We start from the raw sequence: 25740 nt of genomic DNA, 5'->3' as shown, positions 1-25740 counted from the left end.
CTTTATAAGGTGTATTTTAAATGCAACTTTAAAGAGAAGGGACGCTGGCAGGCAAGTGCAGGCTGAAATAATCGAAGCACGATTGATCTAAAGCAAAAAGAAAAGGGGAGGCGGCCTGGTTTTATGCCGCCATTTTGTTATGCAGAGAAAAGGGCGATCAGCACTGGCGCAGCCAGGCTAAGGACAAAGCCGTGTACAATTGCTGCGGGCACAATTTCAACCCCGCCGGCACGCTGCAAAACGGGAAGGGTGAAGTCCATAGAGGTTGCGCCGCACAGCCCCAGCGCGCTGGAACGATGCTGACGGATCAGCAGCGGGATCAGCATTATTGCCAGCAGTTCGCGCAGCAGATCGTTAAAAAACGCCGCGCTGCCGATAACCGGTCCGAAGTTTTCCGTCATTAAAATGCCAGAAAGCGAATACCAACCGTAGCCGCTGGCCAGCGCCAGGCCGGTTGTTACGGGTAGGCCGAGCAACAGCGCTGCCAGTATACCGCCAGCAAACGCGCTTATGCAGACCACTACTGCGACCATCATCCCGCGCCGGTTCAGCACAATTTGCCGTAGCGTCATGCCGCTGCCGCGTAGTTGCAGACCAACCAGAAACAGCAACAGCAACAGCGCATATTCACTTGCCTGAGCGGCATGATGTAAAAATGCCCAGCCGGACAGACCCAGCAGGAAGCCCAACACCACAACGCCCAGCAGTTTCAGCGATTCCAGCGCCATGTGAAGGCGCGAAGGCAGCGTCTGCTGCTGCTGATGATGATGGTGCCAGGGACGACGCTTTTCCAGCAGGCGCAGCGCGATCAGATTACAGGCCAAAATAGCTATCACGCTGACGCTGGCGATACGTAAAATAGCCAGCAGGTTAGCAGCCAGATTATCTAAAAACGCCAGGCTGATGCCCATAAAAAACAGAATAACGTAGACCATCCAACTCAGCAGGTGGTTAACCAGGCGTTGCAGGGCGGGGGATTTAAGCGGTAACAAATAGCCAATAACCAGCGGCAAAAGAATAATCAGCAGTCCTGAATACATATCCTTGTAAAATCCATAAACAAATTTGAAGTACCTCACGCTAACCAAAAAAGGCAATAGGGTAAAGGCCGACGGGCAATTTGTTCGCTATCGCCCTGAAGCGCACATATCGCAGGCTATGTTAAGCCATCTTTTTTCCCATAAGAGCTGTTTTATAACGTAAAAGCAAAATGGAGTGGCCTGAATTATAAGATGTATTTAAAATACATCTTATAATTTCAGCAAAAGGTAAACGCTATGTCGTTACGTACTACTTCTCTGGGCGAACTGGTTATTGCTATCCCGGGCTCAACCGCGCTGTTCCATAAATATCATCTCGATTTCTGCTGTGGCGGCAAACATACGCTGGAGGAGATGGCTGCCAAACGCCATCTGGATATTGAACAGCTTGAAACAGAATTACAGCAGTTGACGCAGCAGGAAAGCAGCGAAGAAAACTGGCGTAACGCGCCGCTTGCCGACGTGATTAAACATATTATTGACCGTTACCATAACGTGCATCGTCAGCAGCTGCCCGATCTGATTATGATGGCGGAAAAGGTTGAGCGCGTGCATGGCGAAAAACCAGACTGTCCGCGTGGGCTGGCCAGCACCCTGCAGGCGGTCTGGCAGCATCTCAGCGATCATATGATGAAAGAAGAACGTGTGCTGTTTCCCATGATTGAGCAGGGAATGGGCGCGCATGCCGGCAACCCCATCGCCGTGATGGAGTTTGAACATAATGAAGCGGGCGAACAGCTGGAAATTATTAAATCTCTGACCAATAACCTCACCCCGCCCGATGGGGCCTGCACCACCTGGCGCGCCCTGTATAGCGGCACAGACCAGTTTATTAAAGACCTGATGCAGCATATCCATCTGGAGAACAACCTGCTGTTTCCGCGAGCGCTGCGCGGCGAGTAAGGCACTCTGTCACCTGTTAAGGCCTGACTCAACGGCGCGCCTTTTCACGCTTTTTAACAGGAAAACTAAAAAATTATGCGCTACAGCGGGTTAATGCCGCGAGGCACAAATGGTTTAGTCGAAAATTTTGCAGCCATTATTCTTGGCTGTGCGCTTCGGGCTACAGCTGCGCCGCATTTCCTCTTTGTAAACGTTCAGCGTGGTAAGCAGGGTTGAAAAGTGCGTTGTCAGCCCCATCTTTATAAGGTGTCCAAAATGTTTAATAAAAATGCCAGCATCTGTCGCTGGCATTTTTTAGTCGGGTTGTACAGAATGTGTTAACACGGGTTCAGGCGTGGATACCTTCAACCGCCTCCACCGGAACAATAAGGCTGGCATGATTGCCTTTCGGTCCCTGATGAACGTCAAACTGCACCTGTTGCCCGGCTTTGAGCGTCCTGTATCCCTCCATCTGGATTGAGGAATAATGGGCAAAGATATCATCGCCGCCGCCGATCGGGCAGATAAAGCCGAATCCTTTGGCATTGTTGAACCATTTAACTGTACCCTTCTCCATACTTCTGGTTCCCTCGCGAGACGTTTTTTTACTAGGTAGGTGAGGTAAGGAAGCTGTAAGAGCTGTTTAAAACTCAATCAGCTTGTGCTTGTAGAATGTAGAGAAACAAGGGTAAGCGTCAAGCCATCGGCCGGTTCAGGCATTGATAAAATCGCTAAACTTTGAGGTAGTTAACGCTATTGCCAAATTTGTGATAGCGGTCGCGCCTGTAGTGCTGCGGAGAGTTTTACCCGCGCGAAGCCGGATGGCACGCGTGTTACACTGAATAATATGGCATGCGGCTTTCGTGCCAGTGCGCAACACAGATACGACGGAACATTATGGGAAACACTAACGACTGGCTTAACTTTGAACATCTTGCAGAAGAGAAACTGCGCGAAGGTCTCAAGCCGCCTTCGATGTATAAAGTTATACTCAACAATGACGATTACACTCCTATGGAATTTGTTATTGACGTTCTGCAAAAGTTCTTTTCTTATGATATTGAGCGTGCAACGCAACTGATGCTCAGAGTGCATTATCAGGGCAAAGCGATTTGCGGCGTGTTTACTGCCGAAGTGGCGGAAACCAAAGTGGCGCTGGTAAACCGCTATGCTAAAGAGCATGAGCATCCGTTGCTGTGTACGCTGGAAAAAGCCTGATCGGCGTTATGCTATTCCGGCATGAACCGTAGGGCGATAATTGGGGGAGGTGCCTAATGCTCAATCAAGAACTGGAACTCAGTTTAAACATGGCTTTCGCCAGAGCGCGTGAGCACCGTCATGAATTTATGACCGTCGAGCATCTGTTGCTGGCTTTGCTCAGCAACCCGTCGGCCAGAGAGGCACTGGAAGCCTGTACGGTGGATATAGTGGCTCTGCGCCAGGAGCTCGAAGCCTTCATCGAACAAACCACGCCGGTATTGCCGGTAACGGAAGAAGAGCGCGATACGCAACCGACGCTCAGCTTTCAACGTGTGTTGCAGCGTGCGGTTTTCCACGTTCAGTCGTCCGGACGCAGCGAAGTCTCGGGCGCAAACGTGCTGGTGGCCATTTTTAGCGAGCAGGAGTCACAGGCGGCCTATCTGCTGCGCAAACATGAAGTCAGCCGTCTTGATGTGGTGAACTTTATTTCCCACGGGACGCGTAAAGATGAACCGGGCCAGGCGCAGGGGCCGGAGAATCAGATCAATGAAGAGCAAGCAGGCGGGGAGGAACGTATGGAAAACTTCACCACCAATCTTAACCAGCTTGCTCGCGTTGGCGGTATCGATCCGCTGATCGGCCGCGACAAGGAGCTGGAGCGTACTGTTCAGGTGCTCTGCCGTCGTCGGAAAAATAACCCGCTGCTGGTGGGCGAGTCGGGGGTGGGTAAAACCGCTATCGCTGAAGGTCTCGCCTGGCGCATCGTGCAGGGTGACGTGCCGGAAATCATCAAAGACTGCACCATTTATTCTCTGGATATTGGTTCGTTGCTGGCCGGAACGAAATACCGCGGTGATTTTGAAAAACGCTTTAAGGCGCTGCTCAAACAGCTGGAACAGGATGAAAGCAGTATTCTGTTTATCGATGAGATCCATACTATCATCGGCGCAGGTGCGGCTTCCGGCGGCCAGGTTGATGCGGCGAATTTGATCAAACCGTTGCTGTCGAGCGGACGGATCCGCGTGATGGGTTCTACAACCTATCAAGAATTCAGCAATATCTTTGAGAAAGATCGTGCGCTGGCGCGTCGTTTCCAGAAAATTGACGTTACCGAGCCGAGCGTGGATGAAACGGTGCAGATCCTTAACGGTCTGAAACCGAAGTATGAAGCGCATCACGATGTCCGTTACACTGCGAAAGCGGTACGTGCCGCCGTTGAGCTGGCCGTGAAATATATCAACGATCGTCACCTGCCGGATAAGGCAATTGATGTTATTGATGAAGCTGGCGCACGCAGCCGACTGATGCCGGTCAGCAAGCGTAAGAAAACCGTTAATGTGGCGGATATCGAGTCGGTAGTGGCGCGTATTGCCCGCATCCCGGAGAAAAGCGTTTCTGCAACCGATCGCGATACGCTGAAAAGCCTTGGCGAGCGGCTGAAAATGCTGGTGTTTGGTCAGGATAAAGCGATTGAAGCATTAACCGAGGCGATCAAAATGAGTCGCGCCGGGTTGGGACATGAGCGTAAACCGGTGGGTTCATTCCTGTTTGCCGGCCCTACCGGGGTAGGTAAAACCGAAGTGACGGTGCAGCTGGCGAAGGCGCTGGGCATTGAGCTGCTGCGTTTTGATATGTCCGAATATATGGAACGTCATACCGTAAGCCGCCTGATCGGTGCGCCTCCGGGCTACGTTGGCTTTGATCAGGGTGGTTTGCTGACCGATGCGGTGATCAAGCATCCTCATGCCGTGGTGCTGTTGGATGAAATTGAGAAAGCGCATCCGGATGTCTTTAATCTGCTGCTGCAGGTAATGGACAACGGAATGCTGACCGATAACAATGGCCGCAAAGCGGATTTCCGCAACGTGGTTCTGGTTATGACCACCAACGCTGGCGTGCGTGAAACCGAGCGTAAATCCATTGGTCTTATCCATCAGGATAACAGTACCGATGCGATGGAAGAGATTAAAAAGATCTTTACGCCAGAGTTCCGTAACCGCCTTGATAACATTATCTGGTTTGATCACCTTTCTGCTGAAGTTATTCATCAGGTGGTGGACAAGTTCATCGTGGAACTGCAGGCCCAGCTGGACGCCAAAGGCGTTTCACTGGAAGTCAGCGACGAAGCGCGTGAATGGCTGGCAGAGAAAGGTTATGACAAAGCGATGGGTGCACGTCCAATGGCGCGTACCGTGCAGGAAAACCTGAAGAAACCATTAGCTAACGAACTGCTGTTTGGTTCACTGGTGGATGGCGGATCGGTATCGGTCACGCTGGATAAAGAGAAAAATCAGCTGGCTTACCATTTCGTTAGCGCTGAGAAGCGCAAAACGGAAGGTTCAGTGCAATAAGCGCAGCAGAAAAGCAAAAGGCCGGATTAATCCGGCCTTTTTTATCAGCGTATCGTTATTAACAACAGAGCACGCATTGATGCATCGTAAAAGCAAAAGGCCAGATTATCTGGCCTTTGTTAACAGTCAGGCGTTAATGTCAGATTAACGCAGAGCTTTATTAACGACTACGGAAGACAATGCGGCCTTTGCTCAGGTCGTACGGGGTCAGCTCAACAGTGACTTTGTCGCCCGTCAGAATGCGGATGTAGTTTTTGCGCATTTTACCGGAGATATGAGCGGTAACCACGTGTCCGTTTTCTAATTCCACGCGGAACATGGTGTTAGGTAACGTATCAAGTACGGTACCCTGCATTTCAATATTGTCTTCTTTGGCCATCGAATCCTCTGGGTGGACTTCCAAGTTTTGAACCGGCAAGATAATGCCGAATTCCACGAATTATGTAAAGAATTGTTGGTTATTATACCAACGCCCGCATGCACCTGTAGCGCAGCATACAAGCATAACTTTCGTCGTCTGATGACAGTGACGTTAGCGAGGGGGAATAGCGGCTAAGAATCCATTAACCGGCCACAGCCAGAAAACAGTTCTGAAGATGCGTGGTGATTCCCAGCCTGGTAATTCCGATGCGCTTACGCAATAAACGGACGACATACCAAACTTTCCTATTATACCACTATTCCTCACCGTTGCGTGTAAAACATCGGATCGGGGACAAAAAGCGTATCTGTACACCAGCAGGCTTCGTTTACCGACGCATTCCCCAGGCGACTCAGCGCCAGCAAATAATCGGTACGTGCAATCTCTGTAGCCCCAAGCGATGCAGTATGCGGATTTAATACCTGGCAATCGATCAGCTGGCCGCCATGCTGGGCAAAATGTTGGCAAAATACCAGCAGCGCGGTTTTTGATGCGTTTTCACTGCGGCTAAACATCGACTCGCCGCAAAAGAGCTGTCCCAGAGCCAGGCCATACATTCCGCCGACCAGTTCCTGATCGCACCAGACTTCGATCGAGTGTGCATGGCCCAGATCGTACAGACGCCACCAGGCGCGTTTTACCTCTGGCGTGATCCAGGTTCCCTCGTTACGATCGCTGGCGCAACCTTCAACTACCTCAGCAAACGCGCGGTTCATGGTGACGCGATAGGGCGAGCGTCGGTGAAAACGCTTCATGCTGCGGCTGCAATGAAACGCATCCGGGATTAATACCGCACGCGGATCGGGCGACCACCATAAAATAGGATCGCCCGGCGAAAACCAGGGGAAAATCCCCCGGTAGTAGGCATTGAGTAAACGTGCAGGGCTAAGGTCGCCGCCCATAGCCAGCAGGCCATTTGGTTCACGCAGCGCCATTTCCGGCGGCGGAAAGTTAAGCGATTCACGTGATAACTGAATCAGTCGCATTTCTCGAAAGCCCCGCAGTTTCAGAAGCTATGACTATAGCGTAAACCGCTGCTGAAAATGCCAGTAGCGTCCGCCTTTTGCAATTAATTCCGCATGCGTTCCCTGCTCAATGATTTCACCCTGATCCATAACGTAAATCCGATCGACCTTATCCAGTCCCTGCAGGCGATGGGTAACCATTATCACCGTTTTGTCAGCGGTAACCTGAGCCAGCAGGGCAAGAATATGCCGTTCTGTTTCCGCATCCAGACCTTCGGTGGGTTCATCAAGCAACATTATTGGCCCATTGTGCAGGAGCGCCCGTGCAATAGCCAGACGACGTAATTCACCGCCGGAAAGCTGTCGACCACCTTCGCCCAGCCAGGCGTTTAACCCTTCGCCGTCCAGCAGCTTTTCCAGACCCACCTGTTCCAGTATGGTGCACAGAGCCCGATCGCTGCTCTCCGGCGCAGCCAGTAATAAGTTATCGCGCAATGTCTGGTTAAACAGATGAACCCGCTGACTAACCACGCTAACAGCAGCGCGTAAAGCTGGTTCGCTCCACTGACGTAGCGGGAGGCCCTGTAGCCAAATCTCACCCTGCTGCGCATCCCATGCCCGCGTTAACAGCTGTAGCAGCGTGCTTTTGCCGCAGCCGGTAGGGCCGAGCAGCGCAATGGTTTCACCGGCGTTAACCCGGAGCGACAGGCGCTGCAGGGCAGGGGAAAGCGCATCCGGATATGAGAAGGTAACCTGTTCTAACGCCAGCGAGCCAGGCGCAGAAAGATCATCGTGTTGCTCAGAGGGGAATTCCACGGCGGGCGAGCGATCGATAATCTGGCTGATACGCTCAGCAGAGGCAAAAACCTGTCCAAGATGTTGGAAGGCCATGCCAACCGGTGCTAACGCTTCGAACGCCGCCAGAGTGCAGAAAACCAGCAGAGCAATCAAGGCGCCAGGCTGCGGCCAGTCGCCTACGCCGCCAGCGCTGAGCCAGAGTAACAGCGTTACCGCCGCGCCGCTGATCAGCAGCAGCAGCGCCTGCGACAGGCCGGTCAGGCTGGCCTGCCTGCGCTGCGCCTGTTGCCAACGCTGTTCTACTAAATTCAGCTGCTCGCGCCAGGCTTCAACGCTGCCATACAGTGAAAGCTCTGCCTGCGCCTGCAGCCAGTGAGTCAGCTGCAGGCGATAACGCGCACGCTCGGCGGTAATGATCTCGCCGGCGGGACGTCCGGCGCGATAAAACAGCGGCGGCAGCAGCAGCAGGGTCAGCAGCATAATGGCACCCAATGTCAGCGCCAGCGAGACATCCAGCCAGCATAACCCCAGCGTCACCACGATAATCACTACCAGCGCGCCGCAGAGTGGCGAAATTATCCTGAGATAGAGATGATCGAGCGTATCGACATCGGCAACAAAGCGGTTAAGCAAATCGCCCTGGCGCAGGTGGGTAAGCCCTGCGGGCGATAGCGGCATCAGACGACGAAAAGTAAAAACACGCAGATGTTGCAGCACGCGAAATGTCCCGTCATGGCTGACCAGACGTTCAAAATAGCGCGCAACGGTGCGGATGATAGCCGCGCCGCGTACGCCCGCAGCGGGCAGCATATAGTTAAAGCTGTAAAGCCCTACCGTACCTGCCAGCGATGAAGCCGCCAGAAACCATCCTGAAAGCGTGAGCAGTCCCGTGCTGGCCAATAACGTTACGATGGCTAATAACGCCCCTAACAGCAGACGCCAGCAATGACGGCGATAGAGCCGCAGAAAAGGTTGTAGTTTCGCCATCAGGCTATATCCCCCTGACGATGGGTCAGCAGCGTGGCAAAAGGTCCCGGCTGGCTGGTAAGCTGCTGCCAGCTACCCTGTTGAATAATTTGACCATCGCGCATCACCCAAATTTCATCCCACTGCGCCAGCTCATTTAGCTGATGCGTTACCAACAGGGTAGTTTGCTGCTGTGATGCGGCCAACAGCGCCCGCATCACATGCTGCTCACTACGCGCGTCCAGGCTGGCGCCCGGTTCATCCAGCAATAACAGCTGACGAGGTTTTAGCAGCGCCCGCGCTACGGCAATCCGCTGCGCCTGTCCTACCGACAGGCCTACAGCCTGATCGCCCATCTCGTGCTCCAGCCCCAGCGGCAGGCGGGAAAGAAACTCATCGACGCCAGCTAACGCCAGTATCTCCTGTAAACGTGCCGCAGATACTCTCTGACCGTTGAGTACATTCTCGCGAACTGTACGTTCCGGCAGATGAGGATTTTGACCTACCCAGGCCAGAAGCTGATGCCAGTCGCGACGTGGAAGATCCCGTAGCTCATAGCCGTTAATCCGTAAGGAACCCTGATAAGGCAGGAAGCCCAGCAGCGCATTGATCAGCGAGCTTTTCCCCGCGCCGCTTTGACCCACCAGCGCCACACGTCTGCCTGGCGACAAAGAGAAATCGAGCGGGCCAGCCAGTAAGGTTCCGTTCGGGGCCATAATCATCAGCCCGCTGGCGTCGATTTGCAGCGGCCGATCGGGCGAAAACTCAGGTTTGTCTTCGGCTGACGTTACCTCCGGTTGGGAGGAGAGGAAGGTGTGTAGCGCATCGGCTGCACCCACCGCCTGAGCTTTGGCATGATAAAACGTGCCTAAATCGCGCAGTGGCTGAAAAAATTCCGGTGCCAGAATCAGGGCCAAAAAACCGGCAAACAGAGTGATGCTGGTACCGTAGTGACCAAAATGGAGCTCGCCTAAATAGGAGAAGCCAAAATAGACGGCGACAATGGCAATAGAGACAGAAGCGAAAAACTCCAGCACTGCCGAAGAGAGAAAAGCCAGCCTGAGGACTTCCATGGTGCGCTGCCGAAAATCTTCGGAAGCGGCAGCAATGGCGCGCGTTTCCGCCGCGCCGCGATGAAACAGACGCAGCGTATCCAGGCCACGCAGCCGATCGAGAAAATCACCGCTAAGCCGCGCCAGCGCAAGAAAATTACGCCGATTTGCATCGGCAGCCCCCATTCCCACCAGCGCCATAAACAGCGGAATGAGCGGAGCCGTGGCCAACAAAATCAGTCCGGCGGCCCAGTTCACCGGAAAAATCACCAGCAGGATCAGACCGGGAATAAGCACGGCTAACGTCATCTGCGGCAGATAACGCGCATAATAGTCCTGCATCTCTTCCGTCTGCTCCAGCAGTAGGCTGGCCCAGCTGCCGACCGGCTTTTCCTGTATCCAGGCGGGGCCTGACTGCTGTAGACGGTCAAGCACCTGTTTGCGCAGAGCACGTCGTATCTGTTCTCCCGCCCGATAGCCCGCCTGTTCACGAAGCCAACTGAGCAAGGCGCGTACCGCGAAACAGAGCAGCAACAGAAATAGAGTGGAAAGCCATTGCGCGCGCGGCTGCTGTTCGCTAATCAAATGATGCATCAGGGTGGCCAGCAACCATGCCTGAGCGATGATCAACAGGGCGCTTGCCAGGCCCAGCAGCGTAGAAAGAGTTGTCCAGGGGCGGGCACAGGCACGCTGCTGGCGCAGCCAGCGAGTAAGTTGTTGTTGACGTTTCTTTTCCATCCGGGGCCGTTTCTCAAGAAGAACAGGCTGGCCGATATCGCCAGGGAATATGCCAGTAGAGGCGTAGGCAATGTAGCATGGCAGAAAGAAAAAAGGCGACAGTTGAACTGTCGCCTCAGAAAAATAAGATCAGTTAATTAACAACTTACTTATCGTTTTTAACCAGACCATCTAAATAACGTTCCGCATCCAGCGCCGCCATACAGCCCGTACCGGCAGAGGTAATTGCCTGACGATAGGTATGATCCATTACATCGCCGGCAGCAAAAACGCCTGGGATGCTGGTCTGCGTTGCGTTGCCCTGCAAACCTGACTGCACTTTAATATAGCCATTTTCCAGCTCCAGCTGTCCGGCGAAAATAGCGGTATTTGGGCTGTGCCCGATAGCGATAAACAGGCCCGCGACATCCAGCTCTTCCGTGGTTTCGCTGTTCTGCGTGCCGCGCAGACGCACGCCGGTTACGCCCATTTGATCGCCCAGCACTTCGTCCAGCTCGCGATGGGTGTGCAGCACGATATTGCCGCTGCTGACTTTTTCCATCAGGCGATTGATCAAGATCTTCTCGGCGCGGAAAGTCTCGCGACGGTGAATCAAGTGAACTTCAGAGGCGATATTAGAGAGATACAGCGCTTCTTCAACAGCGGTATTGCCGCCGCCCACTACGGCAACTTTCTGCTTACGATAGAAGAATCCGTCACAGGTCGCACAGGCGGAGACGCCTTTACCCTTGAACGCTTCTTCGGAAGGCAGGCCCAGATAACGGGCAGAAGCGCCGGTAGCGATGATTAGCGCATCGGCAGTATATTCGCCGCTATCACCAACCAGACGGAACGGGCGGTTTTGCAAATCAACCGTGTGAATATGATCGAAGATGATCTCGGTATTAAATTTCAACGCATGCTCATGCATACGTTCCATTAACCGCGGACCAGTTAGATCGTCAGGATCGCCAGGCCAGTTCTCAACGTCGGTAGTGGTGGTTAGCTGGCCGCCTTTTTCCAGGCCGGTAATCATTACCGGATTCAGGTTAGCGCGTGCAGCGTAGACGGCTGCGGTATAGCCCGCCGGACCAGAGCCCAGAATAAGCAATTTACTGTGTTTGGCCGTGCCCATGAGATCCTCATTAGTTAACTGGCAACATGGAGCCAGATTGTAGGGAATTTAATGACGCAAAAAAAGCGTTCTGCGATTTTGTTAACAATTGATGCAACAGGTTTCACCGATAACATGGGGCAGGAAAGAAAAGCAGGCGTAAAAAAAGCTTCACAGCAAATAAATTGCAGGCAAAACGCCCAAAATAACCGGTTAAAAATGGTGGTACGCGCCACGGGCTGGCATGTTCTCCTGATTTTCAATGTTTTGCTTTGACAATCGCCTGCGCTTTTGCGAAAACATTGTGGGAAGCAGAGAATATTTGGGCTATGTAAACAGAGTTTCGTACCAGCTTTTGCGTACAACGCCGAATAAACTCAGTCTGTCATTCGTAATGACGCATGGTGTGGACAGACAGCATGCGTCATGCGGATGGGCGCTGCAATAGCAACAGGCTCTATGTCTTCACTGACGAAAGACCCTGCACATTGATTTCGTTCAGGGTATGGCAGGTAAAGGGAAGGAATGAAGAGAGACAATAATAATGGTAGACAATAAAAAACGCCCCGGAAAAGACCTCGACAGAATAGACAGAAATATCCTGAATGAACTGCAGAAGGATGGTCGTATTTCTAACGTGGAGCTTTCAAAACGCGTTGGCTTATCGCCCACGCCATGCCTTGAACGCGTACGCCGCCTGGAACGTCAGGGCTTTATTCTGGGCTACACCGCGTTGCTCAATCCTCACTATCTCGACGCATCATTGCTGGTTTTCGTTGAGATTACTCTGAATCGCGGTGCGCCGGATGTGTTTGAACAATTTAACGCCGCCGTGCAAAAACTTGAGGAAACTCAAGAGTGTCACCTTGTTTCCGGTGATTTTGACTACCTGCTGAAAACCCGCGTGCCGGATATGTCCGCCTACCGTAAACTGCTGGGTGAAACCCTGCTGCGCCTGCCGGGCGTTAACGATACGCGTACTTACGTGGTGATGGAAGAAGTCAAACAGAGTAACCGTTTGGTTATTAAGACGCGATAACACAGGACAGGTGCAAAACCTGGTGGTATTCGGTACACTCCTGTGAATTCATACAGGCACAGCGTCGGTTAGCCCGGCGCTGTTTCCTTCATAGTTTACAGGTACCTGGAGAGTTCTCTTGAGCCAGGAATATACAGAAGATAAAGAAGTGTCACTTAAGCCGCTTAGTAGTGGTCGCCGTCTGCTCGAAGCGTTGCTGATCCTTGTTGCGCTATTCGCTGTCTATTTGATGGTGGCGCTGGTTAGTTTTAATCCCTCCGATCCCAGTTGGTCTCAGACCGCCTGGCATGAACCTATTCATAATTTGGGCGGCAACGTCGGGGCCTGGCTGGCCGATACGTTACTGTTTATTTTTGGGGTGATGGCATACGCCATTCCGCCCGTGATCCTGGGTCTGTGCTGGATCACTTTTCAGCAGCGCGATCGCCAGGACTATATCGACTACTTTGCCGTGGGCCTGCGTCTGATAGGCGTGCTGGCGCTGGTGGTGACCACCTGTGGTCTTGCCGCGCTGAATGCTGATGACATTTGGTACTTTGCCTCTGGCGGGGTGATAGGCAGTCTGGTCAGTAACGCAATGGTGCCGTATTTGAGCGGTGCGAGCGGGACGCTGGCCTTGCTCTGTCTGTGGGCAGCGGGGTTAACCCTGTATACCGGTTGGTCCTGGCTGACGATTGCCGAGAAAATCGGTGCGGTGGTCATGGGTGTGCTGACCTTTGCCAGCAATCGCTCGCGCAATGACGAAGCCTGGCATGAAGAGGATGACTATCGTCCGGCACCCACGATTAAAAGCGCGGTTCAGCTGGATGAGGATGATGACATTCTGCTGTCGCCGCCGCGCAAATTGCACGCTGTGGAAGATGATACGGAAGAAGAGGATCCCCTGTTTGCTAAAGCGCCGGTCGCTAACAGCGCCGCGATGACCCAGGCGAACGCCGAAGCTTCTGCATCCGCTCAGCCGGTAGTTCATGCTATGAATGAGCAGAACGATTCTGTGCCGACTCAGGCGGAACAATCAGGTCCGGCACAGCCGGTTGTGCCAGCGCGCGATAACGTCGCGCCTGTAAACGTATCCCCTGCGCCTGCCACAGTTGCGCAAACCGAGAGCGTAAGCGCTGCGCCGCCGCTTTATCGTTTTGAAATGCCTCAGCAGTCAATCGACGTCTTCACGCCTAGTGCAGAAGACGATGGCCCGCAAATGGGTAACTGGCAGGAGGCGACAACCTCATCACCAGCGCCAGTTACTGCTACTGCCGCCGCTACGCAAGCAGGTGCCGTTCCTTTTATGCCGGTCAGTGCACCTGAAGAGATTAATCCGCAGATTAAACAGGGCATCGGTCCTGAGCTTCCGCGTCCGAAACCGGTGAAATTGCCTACGCGCCGTGAACTCGCTTCTTTTGGCATTAAGCTGCCTTCCCAGCGTCTGGCAGAGGAAAAAGCGAAGCAGGAGGCCCAGCAACAGGCTCTGTCTCAGCCTGCCGATGCGCAGTCAATTGCCGAAGACGAACACCAGTTACGTGATGCGTTTATGGCACAGCAGCAGGCGCGCTATGGCGCAGACTATGCCTCTGACGAGGATGAGGGTGCATTGCAGCAAGAGGCGCTGGCGCAGCAGTTCGCACAACAGCAGCAGCAGCGGTACGCACATCCTGAACCGGCGGTGCCTGAGGCTCAGCAAGTGGGTAACGTTCAGCAGCGATATATGCAGCCAACGCAGCCCGATATTACTTATCAGCCGCAGCAGAATACGCTACAGCCGCGCAGTGAACATCTGGCAGATACGCCTCCTCAGGAGGCTGCAACGCCGCCGCGCGATACGCCAGCCTTTACGATCGATCCTGCTGCCGCTTTCGATTTTTCACCAATGAAAGATCTGATTGATGATGGCCCAGGCGAGCCGCTGTTTACCATTGCCGCTACGCCTGAGCCAGAGACACCGGCAGCGGAGCCGCAGTGGCAGCAGTCGGCATCAACAGAGCCGCGTTATGCCTCTCAGCCGACGGATGTCCCGGCACCGCAGGTGACGCAGCCGAGCGAACCGGTTCAGCGCCCCATCGAGCCGCCCGTTTCTCAATGGCAAAGCAGCGCGTCATCAGCCTTTACGCCTGCGGCCGTAGATGTTGCGCCACAGCCTGAAAACCACGACTCGCTAACGGATAGCCTGATTCATCCTTTCCTGATGCGTCATGAGCAGCCAACCTATAAACCGACTACGCCATTGCCGACGCTGGATCTGTTAACCTCGCCGCCGGCAGAAGAAGAACCGGTAGATATGTTTGCGCTGGAACAGACTGCCCGCCTGGTTGAAGCGCGGCTGGCTGACTATCGGGTAAAAGCCGAAGTGGTCGGCATTTCGCCAGGGCCGGTGATCACCCGCTTTGAACTGGATTTAGCCCCGGGCGTCAAGGCCGCACGCATTTCTAACCTGTCACGCGATCTGGCCCGTTCACTTTCTGCGGTCGCAGTGCGCGTGGTGGAGGTGATCCCCGGCAAGCCTTATGTCGGCCTTGAACTGCCGAATAAGCATCGTCAGACCGTTTATCTGCGCGAAGTGCTCGACTGCGCCAGCTTCCGTGATAATCCTTCGCCGCTTTCTGTGGTGTTGGGTAAGGATATTGCAGGCCAGCCGGTGGTGGCCGATCTGGCCAAAATGCCTCACCTGCTGGTGGCCGGTACTACCGGTTCCGGTAAATCGGTAGGCGTAAACGCGATGATCATCAGTATGCTTTATAAAGCGACGCCGGAGCAGGTGCGCTTTATTATGATCGATCCGAAAATGCTGGAGCTCTCGGTTTATGAAGGTATCCCACATCTGTTAACGGAAGTGGTCACCGACATGAAAGATGCGGCCAACGCGTTGCGCTGGAGCGTTGGCGAGATGGAGCGTCGCTATAAACTAATGTCTGCGCTTGGCGTACGAAATCTGGCGGGTTACAACGAGAAAATCGAGCAGGCGGAAGCGATGGGACGACCTATCCCGGATCCATTCTGGAAGCCTGGCGACAGTATGGATACGCTGCCGCCGACGCTGGAGAAGCTGCCCTATATCGTGGTCATGGTGGATGAATTCGCCGACCTGATGATGGCGGTAGGCAAAAAAGTGGAAGAACTCATTGCGCGTCTGGCTCAGAAAGCGCGTGCAGCGGGGATTCACCTGGTGCTTGCTACGCAGCGTCCGTCGGTAGATGTGATTACCGGCCTGATTAAGGCTAACATTCCGACGCGTATCGCCTTTACCGTATCCAGTAAAATTGACTCCCGTACGATCCTTGATCAGGGCGGTGCGGAATCCCTGCTGGGGATGGGCGATATGCTCTATATGCCGCCAAACTCCTCGATTCCGGTGCGTGTTCACGGTGCCTTTGTACGCGACCAGGAAGTGCATGCGGTGGTACAGGACTGGAAAGCGCGTGGTCGTCCGCAGTATATTGAAAGCATTACGGCGGGCGAAGAAGGCGACGGTGGCGGCCTGGGCCTGGATGGCGGCGACGAAGAGTTGGATCCGCTGTTCGATCAGGCAGTAGCCTTTGTGGTGGAAAAACGCCGTGCTTCGATTTCTGGCGTTCAGCGTCAGTTCCGTATCGGTTATAACCGCGCCGCGCGTATTATTGAGCAGATGGAGGTACAGGCTATCGTCTCTCCGCCTGGGCATAACGGTAACCGTGAAGTTCTTGCGCCGCCGCCGCACGAAATGTAATAAAACAGCGTTTGTGCTGTCAGACGCTATACGGGCCGGTAAAATCCGGCCCGTTGTTTATTTAAACATCAGAAACGGCTAACCGCGTCGCTTTCAGTATTTTCTCCTGTCAGGAAGCGAATTGTCAGTCTAATGTGTAATAAGGCCGCCTGATGCGGAATATAACGACTTAAAAAGGAATCGGTAGTCATGAAAAAATTAGTACTTGCTTGCGGTTTACTTTCAGCGTTGACCTCCGCCGGTGCGCTGGCCGATGCTTCCAGTGAATTACAGCAGCGTCTGGACAAAGTCAGCAGCTTCCACGCCAGCTTTAGCCAGAAGGTTACCGACAGCAGCGGTTCGAATGTTCAGGAAGGTGAAGGGGAAATGTGGGTAAAACGTCCCAACCTGTTTAACTGGCATATGACCGCGCCGGATGAGAGCGTTATTATTTCAGACGGTAAAACCCTGTGGTTTTACAATCCTTTCGTGGAGCAGGTCAGCGCTACCTGGCTGAACAGCGCCACCAGCAATACGCCGTTTATGCTGATTGCCCGTAATCAAAGCAGCGACTGGAAACAGTATAATGTGAAACAGCAGGGCGACAATTTTGAACTGACGCCGAAAACAGACGCCGGTAATCTCAAACAGTTTATGATTAACGTTTCTGGTAACGGCACCATTAATCAGTTCAGCGCCATCGAGCAGGATGGACAGCGCAGCAGCTACGTGCTGAAAAGCCAAAATAATGGGCCGGTCAGCGCAGATAAATTTACTTTTACGCCACCGAAAGGGGTGACGGTAGACGATCAACGTCAGTGAGGTTGAGTTGAGTAATCTCTCCCTTGATTTTTCTTCCGGGCAGTTTCAACCGTTGGCCGCGCGTATGCGGCCAACCACGCTGCAACAGTATATCGGACAGCAGCATCTGTTGGCCCCGGATAAGCCGCTAACGCGCGCTATTGAAGCAGGCCATCTCCATTCAATGATCCTTTGGGGCCCGCCCGGCACCGGAAAAACCACGCTGGCTGAGCTGATTGGCCGTTACGGCAATGCCGACGTCGAACGAATTTCTGCCGTTACCTCCGGCATTAAAGAGATACGCGAAGCGATTGAACGCGCACGTCAAAATCGTCAGGCAGGGCGGCGTACCATTCTGTTTGTGGATGAGGTGCATCGGTTCAATAAAAGCCAACAGGATGCGTTTTTACCCCATATAGAAGACGGTACCATTACCTTTATTGGCGCAACCACGGAAAATCCATCCTTTGAGTTGAATTCCGCGCTTTTATCGCGCGCGCGCGTTTATCTGCTGAAATCCCTGACGACAGAGGATATCGAAACGGTATTGCAGCAGGCGCTAACCGATAAAGAGCGCGGGCTGGGCAAAGAGGATATCGTCCTGCCTGACTCAACCCGCCGGATGATTGCCGAGCTGGTGAATGGCGATGCGCGCCGCGCGCTGAATACGCTGGAAATGATGGCGGATATGGCCGAAAGCGATGCGCAGGGCAAACGGGAATTAACGCCGCAGCTGTTAAATGAGGTATCCGGCGAACGCGCAGCGCGTTTTGATAATAAAGGCGATCGCTATTACGACCTGATTTCAGCGTTGCATAAATCAGTACGCGGCTCTGCTCCTGACGCTGCGCTCTACTGGTATGCCCGTATCATTACGGCGGGCGGCGATCCGCTCTATGTTGCGCGTCGTCTGCTGGCCATCGCTTCTGAAGATGTAGGAAATGCCGATCCACGAGCGATGCAGGTGGCAATTGCCGCATGGGATTGTTTTACCCGTGTCGGCCCGGCAGAAGGCGAACGCGCTATCGCCCAGGCGATTGTTTATCTGGCCTGCGCACCGAAAAGCAATGCGGTGTATACCGCCTTTAAGGCCGCGCTGCGCGATGCGCGTGAAAAACCCGATTTCGATGTGCCGGAACATCTGCGTAATGCGCCAACGAAATTAATGAAGGAGATGGGATTGGGCAAGGCGTATCGTTATGCGCACGATGAGCCAAACGCCTATGCCGCCGGCGAAGACTATTTCCCTGCTGAGATGGCGCAAACGCGTTACTACCAACCCACCAGTCGCGGGCTGGAAGGTAAAATTGGCGAAAAGCTCGCCTGGCTTGCGGAACAGGATCAAAATAGCCCGACAAAACGCTACCGCTAACCCAGACGTTGCGGTAAGGTTAGCGCAATAGCCGGGTGGATCCTGAAGGAACGCTTTGGTTCAAAACCTTTTTTTAATCACAGTAAGCACAGGATAAGCATGCTCGATCCCAATCTGCTGCGTAACGAGCCAGACGCAGTCGCAGAAAAACTGGCACGCCGAGGATTTAAACTGGATGTGGAAACGCTGCTCTCTCTTGAAGAGCGCCGTAAAGTGTTGCAGGTAGAAACGGAAAACCTGCAGGCTGAGCGTAATGCGCGTTCCAAATCCATCGGGCAGGCTAAAGCGCGCGGGGAAGATATTGAGCCGCTGCGTCAGGAAGTTAACGCGCTGGGCGAGCGTCTGGATGCGGCTAAAGCCGAACTGGATATCTTGCAGCAACAAATCCGTGATTTTTCTCTCGCGTTACCGAATCTGCCTGCAGATGAGGTGCCGCTGGGCAAAGATGAGACTGAAAATCAGGAAATTCTGCGCTGGGGCGAGCCGCGCCAGTATGATTTCCCGGTACGCGACCACGTTGACCTTGGCGAAATGGCAAAAGGGCTGGATTTCGCCGCTGCTGTTAAGCTGACCGGTTCCCGTTTTGTGGTCATGCAGGGGCAGATTGCGCGTCTGCATCGTGCGTTGGGTCAGTTCATGCTCGATCTGCATACGCAGCAGCATGGCTATACCGAAACCTATGTGCCTTATCTGGTTAACCATGCCACGCTGTTTGGTACCGGACAGCTGCCTAAATTTGGCGAAGACCTGTTTCATACCCGCCCGCTGGAAGAGGAATCAGACAGCAGCAACTATGCGCTGATCCCAACTGCCGAGGTGCCGCTGACCAACCTGGTCCGCGACGAGATCGTTGAGGAAGAGTCCCTGCCGATTAAACTCACCGCCCATACGCCTTGCTTCCGTGCCGAAGCTGGCTCCTATGGCCGTGATACGCGTGGACTGATCCGTATGCACCAGTTCGATAAAGTTGAGATGGTGCAGATTGTTCGTCCGGAAGACTCCATGCAGGCACTGGAAGAGCTGGTGGGCCATGCGGAAAAAGTGCTGCAGCTGTTGAATCTGCCTTACCGTAAAGTGCTGCTTTGCACCGGTGATATGGGGGCCAGCGCGGCGAAGACTTACGATCTGGAAGTCTGGCTGCCGGCGCAGGATACTTACCGCGAGATCTCTTCCTGCTCTAATATGTGGGATTTCCAGGCTCGCCGTATGCAGGCGCGCTGCCGCAGTAAGAATGATAAGAAACCGCGTCTGGTTCATACGCTGAATGGCTCAGGCCTGGCAGTAGGTCGTACGCTGGTGGCGGTGCTGGAAAACTATCAGCAGGCTGATGGCCGTATCGAAGTACCAGAAGTGCTGCGCCCTTATATGGGCGGATTAACCATGATTGGTTAATAGCTTTCGTGAACTATCAGGCCCGCTGCTAATTCCGGCGGGCTTTTTTTATTAAAATAAATATATCGTTATCTTTCGCAGCAATAAATATAATTCCCTGATTTACAAGGGCGGCTTTCTTTTTCTGTATAAACTTTATTCTGCAAAAATCTTTTCAGGATAAAAATATTAAATCGGCCCAGGGCAAATTGTGCGGCGTGTAAATCGGGCAGATTGACTTTAAAAACAAGAGTGGCAATATTCGCGCACTTTCTCTTTTCTTCCCTGTGATTTAGCCAATGTTCACCTGGTCTCGTCCCGTTGTGCTGTTGCTCTGCGGCTTGCTGCTGCTGACAGTTTCTATTGCCGTGCTTAATACTCTCGTGCCTCTGTGGCTGACACACGATAATCTTCCCACCTGGCAGGTAGGCGTGGTTAGCTCATCTTATTACACGGGTAATCTTATCGGGACTTTACTGGCGGGCTGGCTGATTAAGCACTATGGATTTAATCGCAGCTACTATTTTGCTTCGCTGGTTTTTGCTGTCGCCACGGTAGCGCTGGGGCTGAATGAGGGCTTCTGGAGCTGGACGCTTTGGCGCCTGGTAGCAGGTATTGGCTGCGCCTGGATTTGGGTGGTAGTGGAAAGCGCATTGCTTTGTAGCGGCACGTTGCGTAATCGCGGTCAGCTGCTGGCTGCCTATATGATTGTTTACTATCTTGGCACGGTCGCCGGTCAGTTGCTGGTAAGTAAAGTCTCTACCGAATTGCTGAACGTTTTGCCCTGGATCACCGCCGTGATTGTCGCTGGCGTACTGCCGGTTATCTTTATGAAGATCACCACTACCGCGAGTGAGGAAGATGGCGCGCCGGGTCGCATGTGGCCAATGCTCCGTCGCCGTAGCTCACGGCTTGGCATCAACGGTTGCATTATTTCCGGCATTGTACTTGGCTCGTTGTATGGCCTGATGCCGCTCTATCTTTCTCATCAGGGGATCAGCGACGCTAACGTCGGCTACTGGATGGCGTTACTGGTGAGTGCGGGCATCGTAGGGCAGTGGCCGGTAGGGCGTATGGCCGATCGTTACGGTCGTCTGCTGGTGCTGCGCGTGCAGGTGTTTATTGTGATCCTCGGCTCGATTGCCATGCTCAGCAATATGGCTATGGTTCCGGCACTGTTTATCCTGGGCGCTGCCGGCTTTACGCTTTATCCGGTAGCCATGTCATGGGCATGCGAGACGGTTAAGCACCATGAACTGGTGGCGATGAATCAGGCTCTGCTACTGAGCTATACCATTGGCAGCCTGGCAGGGCCGAGTATGACGGCGATGCTGATGCAAAACTACTCCGATCGCTTACTGTTTGTGATGATAGCCGCCGTTGCGTTCATCTATTTGGTTATGCTGCTGCGTAAAGCAGACCATCATATTACGCCTGTGGCGCAGGCATAATCAGAATAAAAAAGGGCGACGGTGAGGTCGCCCTTTTTAGTGGGTTACGGATTAATACATGACCTTATGACCGTACCCTTCCAGAATATGTTTGATGCGTTCCATCGTGTCAGACTTGGGCGGTTTAACCCCGTCCAGCTTATATTCTTCCCCCATGGCGATCCATTTATGCTTGCCTAACTCGTGATAGGGGAGCAATTCAATCTTTTCGACGTTTTGCATATCGCGCGTAAATTCGCCAAGGCGATGCGCGGAGTCATCGTCATCGGTATAGCCCGGCACGATGACGTAGCGTATCCAGGTTCGAATGCCTTTTTTAGCAATATAGCGGGCAAAGTCCAGGGTGCGATGATTAGAGACACCAACCAGAATTTGATGAACATCGTCATTAATCTGTTTCAAATCGAGCATCACCAGATCGGTCACCTCCAGCAGCTCATCAATCACCGGATCGTAACGACGTACAAAGCCATTGGTATCAAGACAGGTATGAATACCTTCCGCCTTACAGGCGCGGAACCAGTCGCGAACAAAAGCGGCCTGCAGTATCGCTTCACCACCAGAGGCTGTGACGCCGCCGCCGGAGGCATTAATGAAATGGCGATAAGAAAGAACATCGCTCATCAGCTCTTCTACCGTAACCTCTTTCCCGCCATGGGTATCCCAGGTATCGCGGTTATGGCAGTAAAGGCAGCGCATCAGGCAGCCCTGAAAAAAAGTAATGAAGCGGATGCCTGGGCCATCAACGGTACCACAGGATTCGAATGAGTGAATACGACCGACGGATGATGACATTGCGATGCGTTCTCCAAAGTGAACCTGCCCGGCAGGTGACGCAGTCTTTAATGGCTGCTGCGTTAAGTGAGTCTGTTTTGCCAGATGACCCCAGTATAGATCTCTGGCAAACCAGGCTGCTGGTAAAAAGGCTCCCGCAGGAGCCTTTTATTAGCACAAGGGGCGATTACAGCGACTGGGTGAAAGTACGTGTAATAACATCCTGTTGCTGTTCTTTAGTCAGCGAGTTGAAACGTACCGCATAACCTGAAACGCGAATGGTCAGCTGCGGATATTTTTCCGGATGATCCATCGCATCCATCAGCATTTCACGGTTCATGACGTTAACGTTAAGATGCTGACCGCCTTCAATCGCCGCTTCGTGATGGAAGTAACCATCCATCAGACCCGCCAGGTTAGTTTTACGCACATCGTCATCTTTACCCAGCGCGTTCGGTACGATAGAGAAGGTATAAGAGATACCATCTTTAGCGTAAGCAAACGGCAGCTTAGCGACAGAAGTCAGCGAGGCTACCGCGCCTTTCTGATCGCGACCGTGCATTGGGTTTGCGCCGGGCCCGAAAGGTGCGCCAGCACGACGGCCATCCGGGGTGTTACCGGTTTTCTTACCGTAAACCACATTGGAAGTAATGGTCAGCACTGACTGAGTCGGTACGGCGTTGCGGTAGGTATTCAGTTTCTGAATTTTCTTCATGAAACGTTCAACCAGGTCACAGGCCAGATCATCAACGCGCGGATCGTTGTTACCAAACTGCGGATACTCACCTTCGATTTCAAAATCTGTTGCCAGACCATCTTCATCGCGAATCGGTTTTACTGTGGCATATTTGATAGCTGAAAGTGAGTCTGCCGCTACGGACAGGCCGGCAATACCACAGGCCATGGTGCGGTAAACGTCACGGTCATGCAGTGCCATCAGCGCCGCTTCATAGCTATATTTATCATGCATATAGTGAATGATATTCAGCGCGGTGACATACTGTTTAGCCAGCCAGTCCATAAAGTGGTCCAGACGAGCCATTACGGTATCGAAATCCAGCACATCGTCCATGATCGGCGCTTCTTTCGGGCCGACCTGCATTTTCATTTTTTCATCGACGCCGCCATTGATTGCGTACAGCAGCGTTTTGGCGAGGTTGGCGCGTGCACCGAAGAACTGCATCTGTTTGCCGACAATCATCGGGCTTACGCAGCAGGCGATGGCATAATCATCATTATCAAAGTCCGGACGCATCAGATCGTCGTTTTCATACTGGACGGATGAGGTGTCGATAGAGACTTTAGCCGCATATTTTTTAAAGTTAATCGGCAGCTGTTCTGACCACAGAATGGTCATGTTCGGCTCCGGAGACGGCCCCATAGTGTACAGGGTGTTCAGGAAGCGGAAGGTGGTTTTTGTCACCAGCGTACGACCATCCAGGCCCATACCTGCCAGGGATTCCGTTGCCCAAATCGGGTCGCCAGAGAAGAGCTCATCATATTCCGGTGTACGCAGGAAGCGCACCATACGCAGTTTCATCACCAGGTGGTCAATCAGCTCTTGTGCTTCCTGCTCACTCAGTTTACCTGCCTGCATGTCGCGTTCGATAAAGACATCAAGGAAGGTTGAAACACGGCCAAAGGACATCGCTGCGCCGTTTTGTGATTTCACTGCAGCCAGATAGCCGAAGTAGGTCCACTGTACTGCTTCACGCGCATTGGTTGCCGGGCGAGAGATATCGCAGCCATAGCTTGCTGCCATCTCTTTCAGCTGGCCCAGCGCACGATGCTGGTCGGCAATCTCTTCACGCAGACGAATAGTCGCTTCCAGATTAACGCCATTGATTAGATCGTCCTGCAGGGAGGTGAACTGTGCAAATTTATCCTGCATCAGATAATCGATACCGTACAGCGCGACACGACGGTAGTCGCCGATAATACGGCCACGACCATACGCGTCCGGCAGACCAGTCAGCACGCCAGATTTACGGCAGCGTAAAATTTCCGGAGTGTAAACGTCAAACACGCCTTGGTTATGGGTTTTACGGTATTCGGTAAAGATTTTTTTCAGCTGCGGATCCAGCTCGCGGTTATAGGCTTTGCAGGAACCTTCCACCATTTTGATCCCGCCAAAGGGGATAATGGCGCGTTTCAGCGGAGCGTCAGTCTGTAAGCCGACAATTTTTTCCAGGCTCTGATCGATATAGCCTGCATCATGTGAGGTGATGGTTGCTGCAACGCTGGTATCAAAATCAACCGGCGCATGGGTACGGTTTTCAATTTTGATGCCTTCCAGCACTTTGTTCCACAGCTGGGTTGTTGCATCGGTAGCACCGGCCAGGAAGGATTCATCTCCTTCATACGGCGTATAGTTTTTCTGAATAAAATCGCGAACGTTAACTGATTTCTGCCATTCACCTGCGGTAAAGCCTTCCCAGGCGGCAGCCAGTTTCTCATTGAGCTCGGTCATGATATACCTACCTTCTGATAAAAGTTCTTTTTTGGAGCCAACAGAAAATTCTCTGCCGGCTCGAATTCGTTATGTTTTTACAGCTAGCGCGCACCGTTGCCGCGCAGATAAATAACCCAGTAGGTTAGCCCTACCAGCAGTCCACCACCGATAATGTTGCCAATGGTGACGGGGATCAGGTTATCCATGATGAAATGGCTTAGCGTCAGGTTTGGAAACTGCGCGGCCGTTGCGCCCGTTGCCTGCCAAAACGCCGGTGATGCAAAATCATGAATAACGATTGCCATTGGAATCATGAACATATTGGCGATGCTGTGCTCGAAACCGCAGGCAACGAACATCGCGACGGGCAGGGCCATGGCAAGCATCTTGTCTGTCAGGCTGCGGCCTGAGTAGCTCATCCAGATTGCCAGGCAAACCATTAAGTTAGCCAGCGTACCGAGGCAGACAGCCTCAATGAAAGAGTGATGCATTTTATGGTCGGCGGTTTGTAAGACATTCAATCCCCACGCGCCGTTAGCCACTTCATGCTCGCCGGAAAACCAGATAAGGCCGACAAAAAACAGCGCGCCAAACAGGTTGCCGATATAAACGTTTATCCAGTTACGAGCCAGTTGACCCCAGCTAATGCGTCCGCTGGCTTTCGCTACAACAATTAAAACGGTTGAAGTAAACAGATCTGCACCGCACACCACGACCAGCATAAGCCCCAGCGAAAAACAGAGGCCGCCAACCAGTTTTGCCAGGCCATAAGGAATATCAGCCGTGCCTGTTGTTGCGGTAATATAAAAAACGAAGGCGATGGAAATAAATACGCCTGCGTTGATGGCCAAAAAAAAGGTAATTAAAGGATGTTTTGTGGCTTTATAAACGCCCGCTTCTTCAGCGACTTTCGCCATTGCCTGGGGCAATAATAAATTGAAAGGGTTGTCAGCATTCACACTAACGTACTCCCATAAAATATTGTCGTAGAGATACTAACAAAGGAGTATTTAGTGAAAATTGATTTAGATCATATTAGCCGAGTGGCTGAAAAGGATTAATCGCCATAAACACACGGTTTTTCTAGCTATGTTGCTGATAATTAACGATAAAAATTATTTTAAATTATGCACTTAAAATTGAATTAGGCATTTAATGCACAATACGAAATGGTTATATAAAAATATATTACTCATTAAATGTTAGCGAATTGAAATTCAAAATAACCGATTGGCAACATTGCGCTAACTAAAAAGCCAGCTGGGTTCATCAGCTGGCTTCGATTTTAGAAAAACAGG

At 52.7% G+C, this 25740-nt stretch carries 20 protein-coding genes; 10 read left to right on the top strand and 10 right to left on the bottom strand.

The window, feature by feature from the left end:
* Positions 1-137 precede the first annotated feature (137 nt).
* Entirely contained in the window at positions 138-1040 is a 903-nt protein-coding gene (locus B1H58_RS00315) for a LysO family transporter (protein ID WP_085067441.1), read from the bottom strand.
* Between the two features lie 237 nt (positions 1041-1277).
* Between B1H58_RS00315 and ytfE the strand changes: the two genes are divergently transcribed.
* Complete coding sequence (gene ytfE / locus B1H58_RS00310) at positions 1278-1943, top strand: iron-sulfur cluster repair protein YtfE (protein ID WP_085067440.1); 666 nt, start codon at positions 1278-1280, stop codon at positions 1941-1943.
* Positions 1944-2271: 328 nt separating this feature from the next.
* Here the strand turns inward: ytfE and cspD are convergent, their stop codons facing one another.
* A complete protein-coding gene (cspD, locus tag B1H58_RS00305) occupies positions 2272-2499 on the bottom strand; it encodes a cold shock-like protein CspD (protein WP_085067439.1) in 228 nt (75 codons plus the stop codon).
* A gap of 320 nt (positions 2500-2819) precedes the next feature.
* On the opposite strand from cspD, the gene clpS reads away from it, so the two are divergent.
* Positions 2820-3140 (top strand): ATP-dependent Clp protease adapter ClpS, encoded by a 321-nt coding sequence (gene clpS / locus B1H58_RS00300; protein ID WP_085067438.1) that lies wholly within the window; start codon positions 2820-2822, stop codon positions 3138-3140.
* A gap of 56 nt (positions 3141-3196) precedes the next feature.
* Positions 3197-5473, top strand: a complete 2277-nt coding sequence (clpA, locus tag B1H58_RS00295) for an ATP-dependent Clp protease ATP-binding subunit ClpA (RefSeq protein ID WP_085067437.1) — start codon at positions 3197-3199, stop codon at positions 5471-5473.
* A gap of 160 nt (positions 5474-5633) precedes the next feature.
* On the opposite strand, the gene infA is transcribed toward clpA, so the two are convergent.
* From infA to trxB, 5 genes are all read right to left on the bottom strand, one after another.
* The gene (gene infA, locus B1H58_RS00290) at positions 5634-5852 is read right to left on the bottom strand and encodes a translation initiation factor IF-1 (protein ID WP_002211347.1); all 219 of its coding nucleotides are present in this window, start codon (positions 5850-5852) and stop codon (positions 5634-5636) included.
* A gap of 305 nt (positions 5853-6157) precedes the next feature.
* Positions 6158-6880 (bottom strand): leucyl/phenylalanyl-tRNA--protein transferase, encoded by a 723-nt coding sequence (gene aat, locus B1H58_RS00285; protein ID WP_085067436.1) that lies wholly within the window; start codon positions 6878-6880, stop codon positions 6158-6160.
* Between the two features lie 33 nt (positions 6881-6913).
* A complete protein-coding gene (cydC, locus tag B1H58_RS00280) occupies positions 6914-8644 on the bottom strand; it encodes a heme ABC transporter ATP-binding protein/permease CydC (protein WP_085067435.1) in 1731 nt (576 codons plus the stop codon).
* Entirely contained in the window at positions 8644-10413 is a 1770-nt protein-coding gene (gene cydD, locus B1H58_RS00275; protein ID WP_085067434.1) for a heme ABC transporter permease/ATP-binding protein CydD, read from the bottom strand. Before cydD ends, cydC begins: the two co-directional genes overlap by 1 nt.
* Before the next feature lie 145 nt (positions 10414-10558).
* A complete protein-coding gene (trxB, locus tag B1H58_RS00270; protein WP_085067433.1) occupies positions 10559-11527 on the bottom strand; it encodes a thioredoxin-disulfide reductase in 969 nt (322 codons plus the stop codon).
* 51 nt (positions 11528-11578) lie between these two features.
* On the opposite strand from trxB, the gene B1H58_RS00265 reads away from it, so the two are divergent.
* The 7 genes from B1H58_RS00265 (at position 11579) to B1H58_RS00235 (ending at position 21216) form a co-directional block, all read left to right on the top strand.
* Complete coding sequence (locus B1H58_RS00265) at positions 11579-11782, top strand: hypothetical protein (protein ID WP_085067432.1); 204 nt, start codon at positions 11579-11581, stop codon at positions 11780-11782.
* A gap of 268 nt (positions 11783-12050) precedes the next feature.
* Positions 12051-12545: a leucine-responsive transcriptional regulator Lrp gene (lrp, locus tag B1H58_RS00260; protein ID WP_017347019.1), complete on the top strand. Its 495-nt coding sequence runs from the start codon at positions 12051-12053 to the stop codon at positions 12543-12545.
* A 118-nt stretch (positions 12546-12663) separates the two neighbouring features.
* Complete coding sequence (locus B1H58_RS00255) at positions 12664-16242, top strand: DNA translocase FtsK 4TM domain-containing protein (RefSeq protein WP_085067431.1); 3579 nt, start codon at positions 12664-12666, stop codon at positions 16240-16242.
* A gap of 189 nt (positions 16243-16431) precedes the next feature.
* Complete coding sequence (gene lolA, locus B1H58_RS00250) at positions 16432-17043, top strand: outer membrane lipoprotein periplasmic chaperone LolA (RefSeq protein WP_085067430.1); 612 nt, start codon at positions 16432-16434, stop codon at positions 17041-17043.
* Positions 17044-17050: 7 nt separating this feature from the next.
* Positions 17051-18394, top strand: a complete 1344-nt coding sequence (locus B1H58_RS00245; RefSeq protein ID WP_085067429.1) for a replication-associated recombination protein A — start codon at positions 17051-17053, stop codon at positions 18392-18394.
* 99 nt (positions 18395-18493) lie between these two features.
* Complete coding sequence (gene serS, locus B1H58_RS00240; RefSeq protein ID WP_085067428.1) at positions 18494-19786, top strand: serine--tRNA ligase; 1293 nt, start codon at positions 18494-18496, stop codon at positions 19784-19786.
* 278 nt (positions 19787-20064) lie between these two features.
* A complete protein-coding gene (locus tag B1H58_RS00235) occupies positions 20065-21216 on the top strand; it encodes an MFS transporter (RefSeq protein WP_085067427.1) in 1152 nt (383 codons plus the stop codon).
* Between the two features lie 51 nt (positions 21217-21267).
* On the opposite strand, the gene pflA is transcribed toward B1H58_RS00235, so the two are convergent.
* The 3 genes from pflA to focA form a co-directional block, all read right to left on the bottom strand.
* A complete protein-coding gene (pflA, locus tag B1H58_RS00230) occupies positions 21268-22011 on the bottom strand; it encodes a pyruvate formate lyase 1-activating protein (protein WP_085067426.1) in 744 nt (247 codons plus the stop codon).
* Positions 22012-22177: 166 nt separating this feature from the next.
* Positions 22178-24460 carry a formate C-acetyltransferase gene (gene pflB / locus B1H58_RS00225; protein ID WP_085067425.1) on the bottom strand — a complete coding sequence of 761 codons (2283 nt, stop codon included), beginning with the start codon at positions 24458-24460 and terminating at the stop codon, positions 22178-22180.
* An 83-nt stretch (positions 24461-24543) separates the two neighbouring features.
* Entirely contained in the window at positions 24544-25401 is an 858-nt protein-coding gene (gene focA / locus B1H58_RS00220; protein WP_085067424.1) for a formate transporter FocA, read from the bottom strand.
* Positions 25402-25740: the final 339 nt, after the last annotated feature.

The organism is Pantoea alhagi, from assembly GCF_002101395.1.
Classification (GTDB): domain Bacteria; phylum Pseudomonadota; class Gammaproteobacteria; order Enterobacterales; family Enterobacteriaceae; genus Mixta; species Mixta alhagi.
This window is presented reverse-complemented; position numbering and strand designations above follow the sequence as displayed.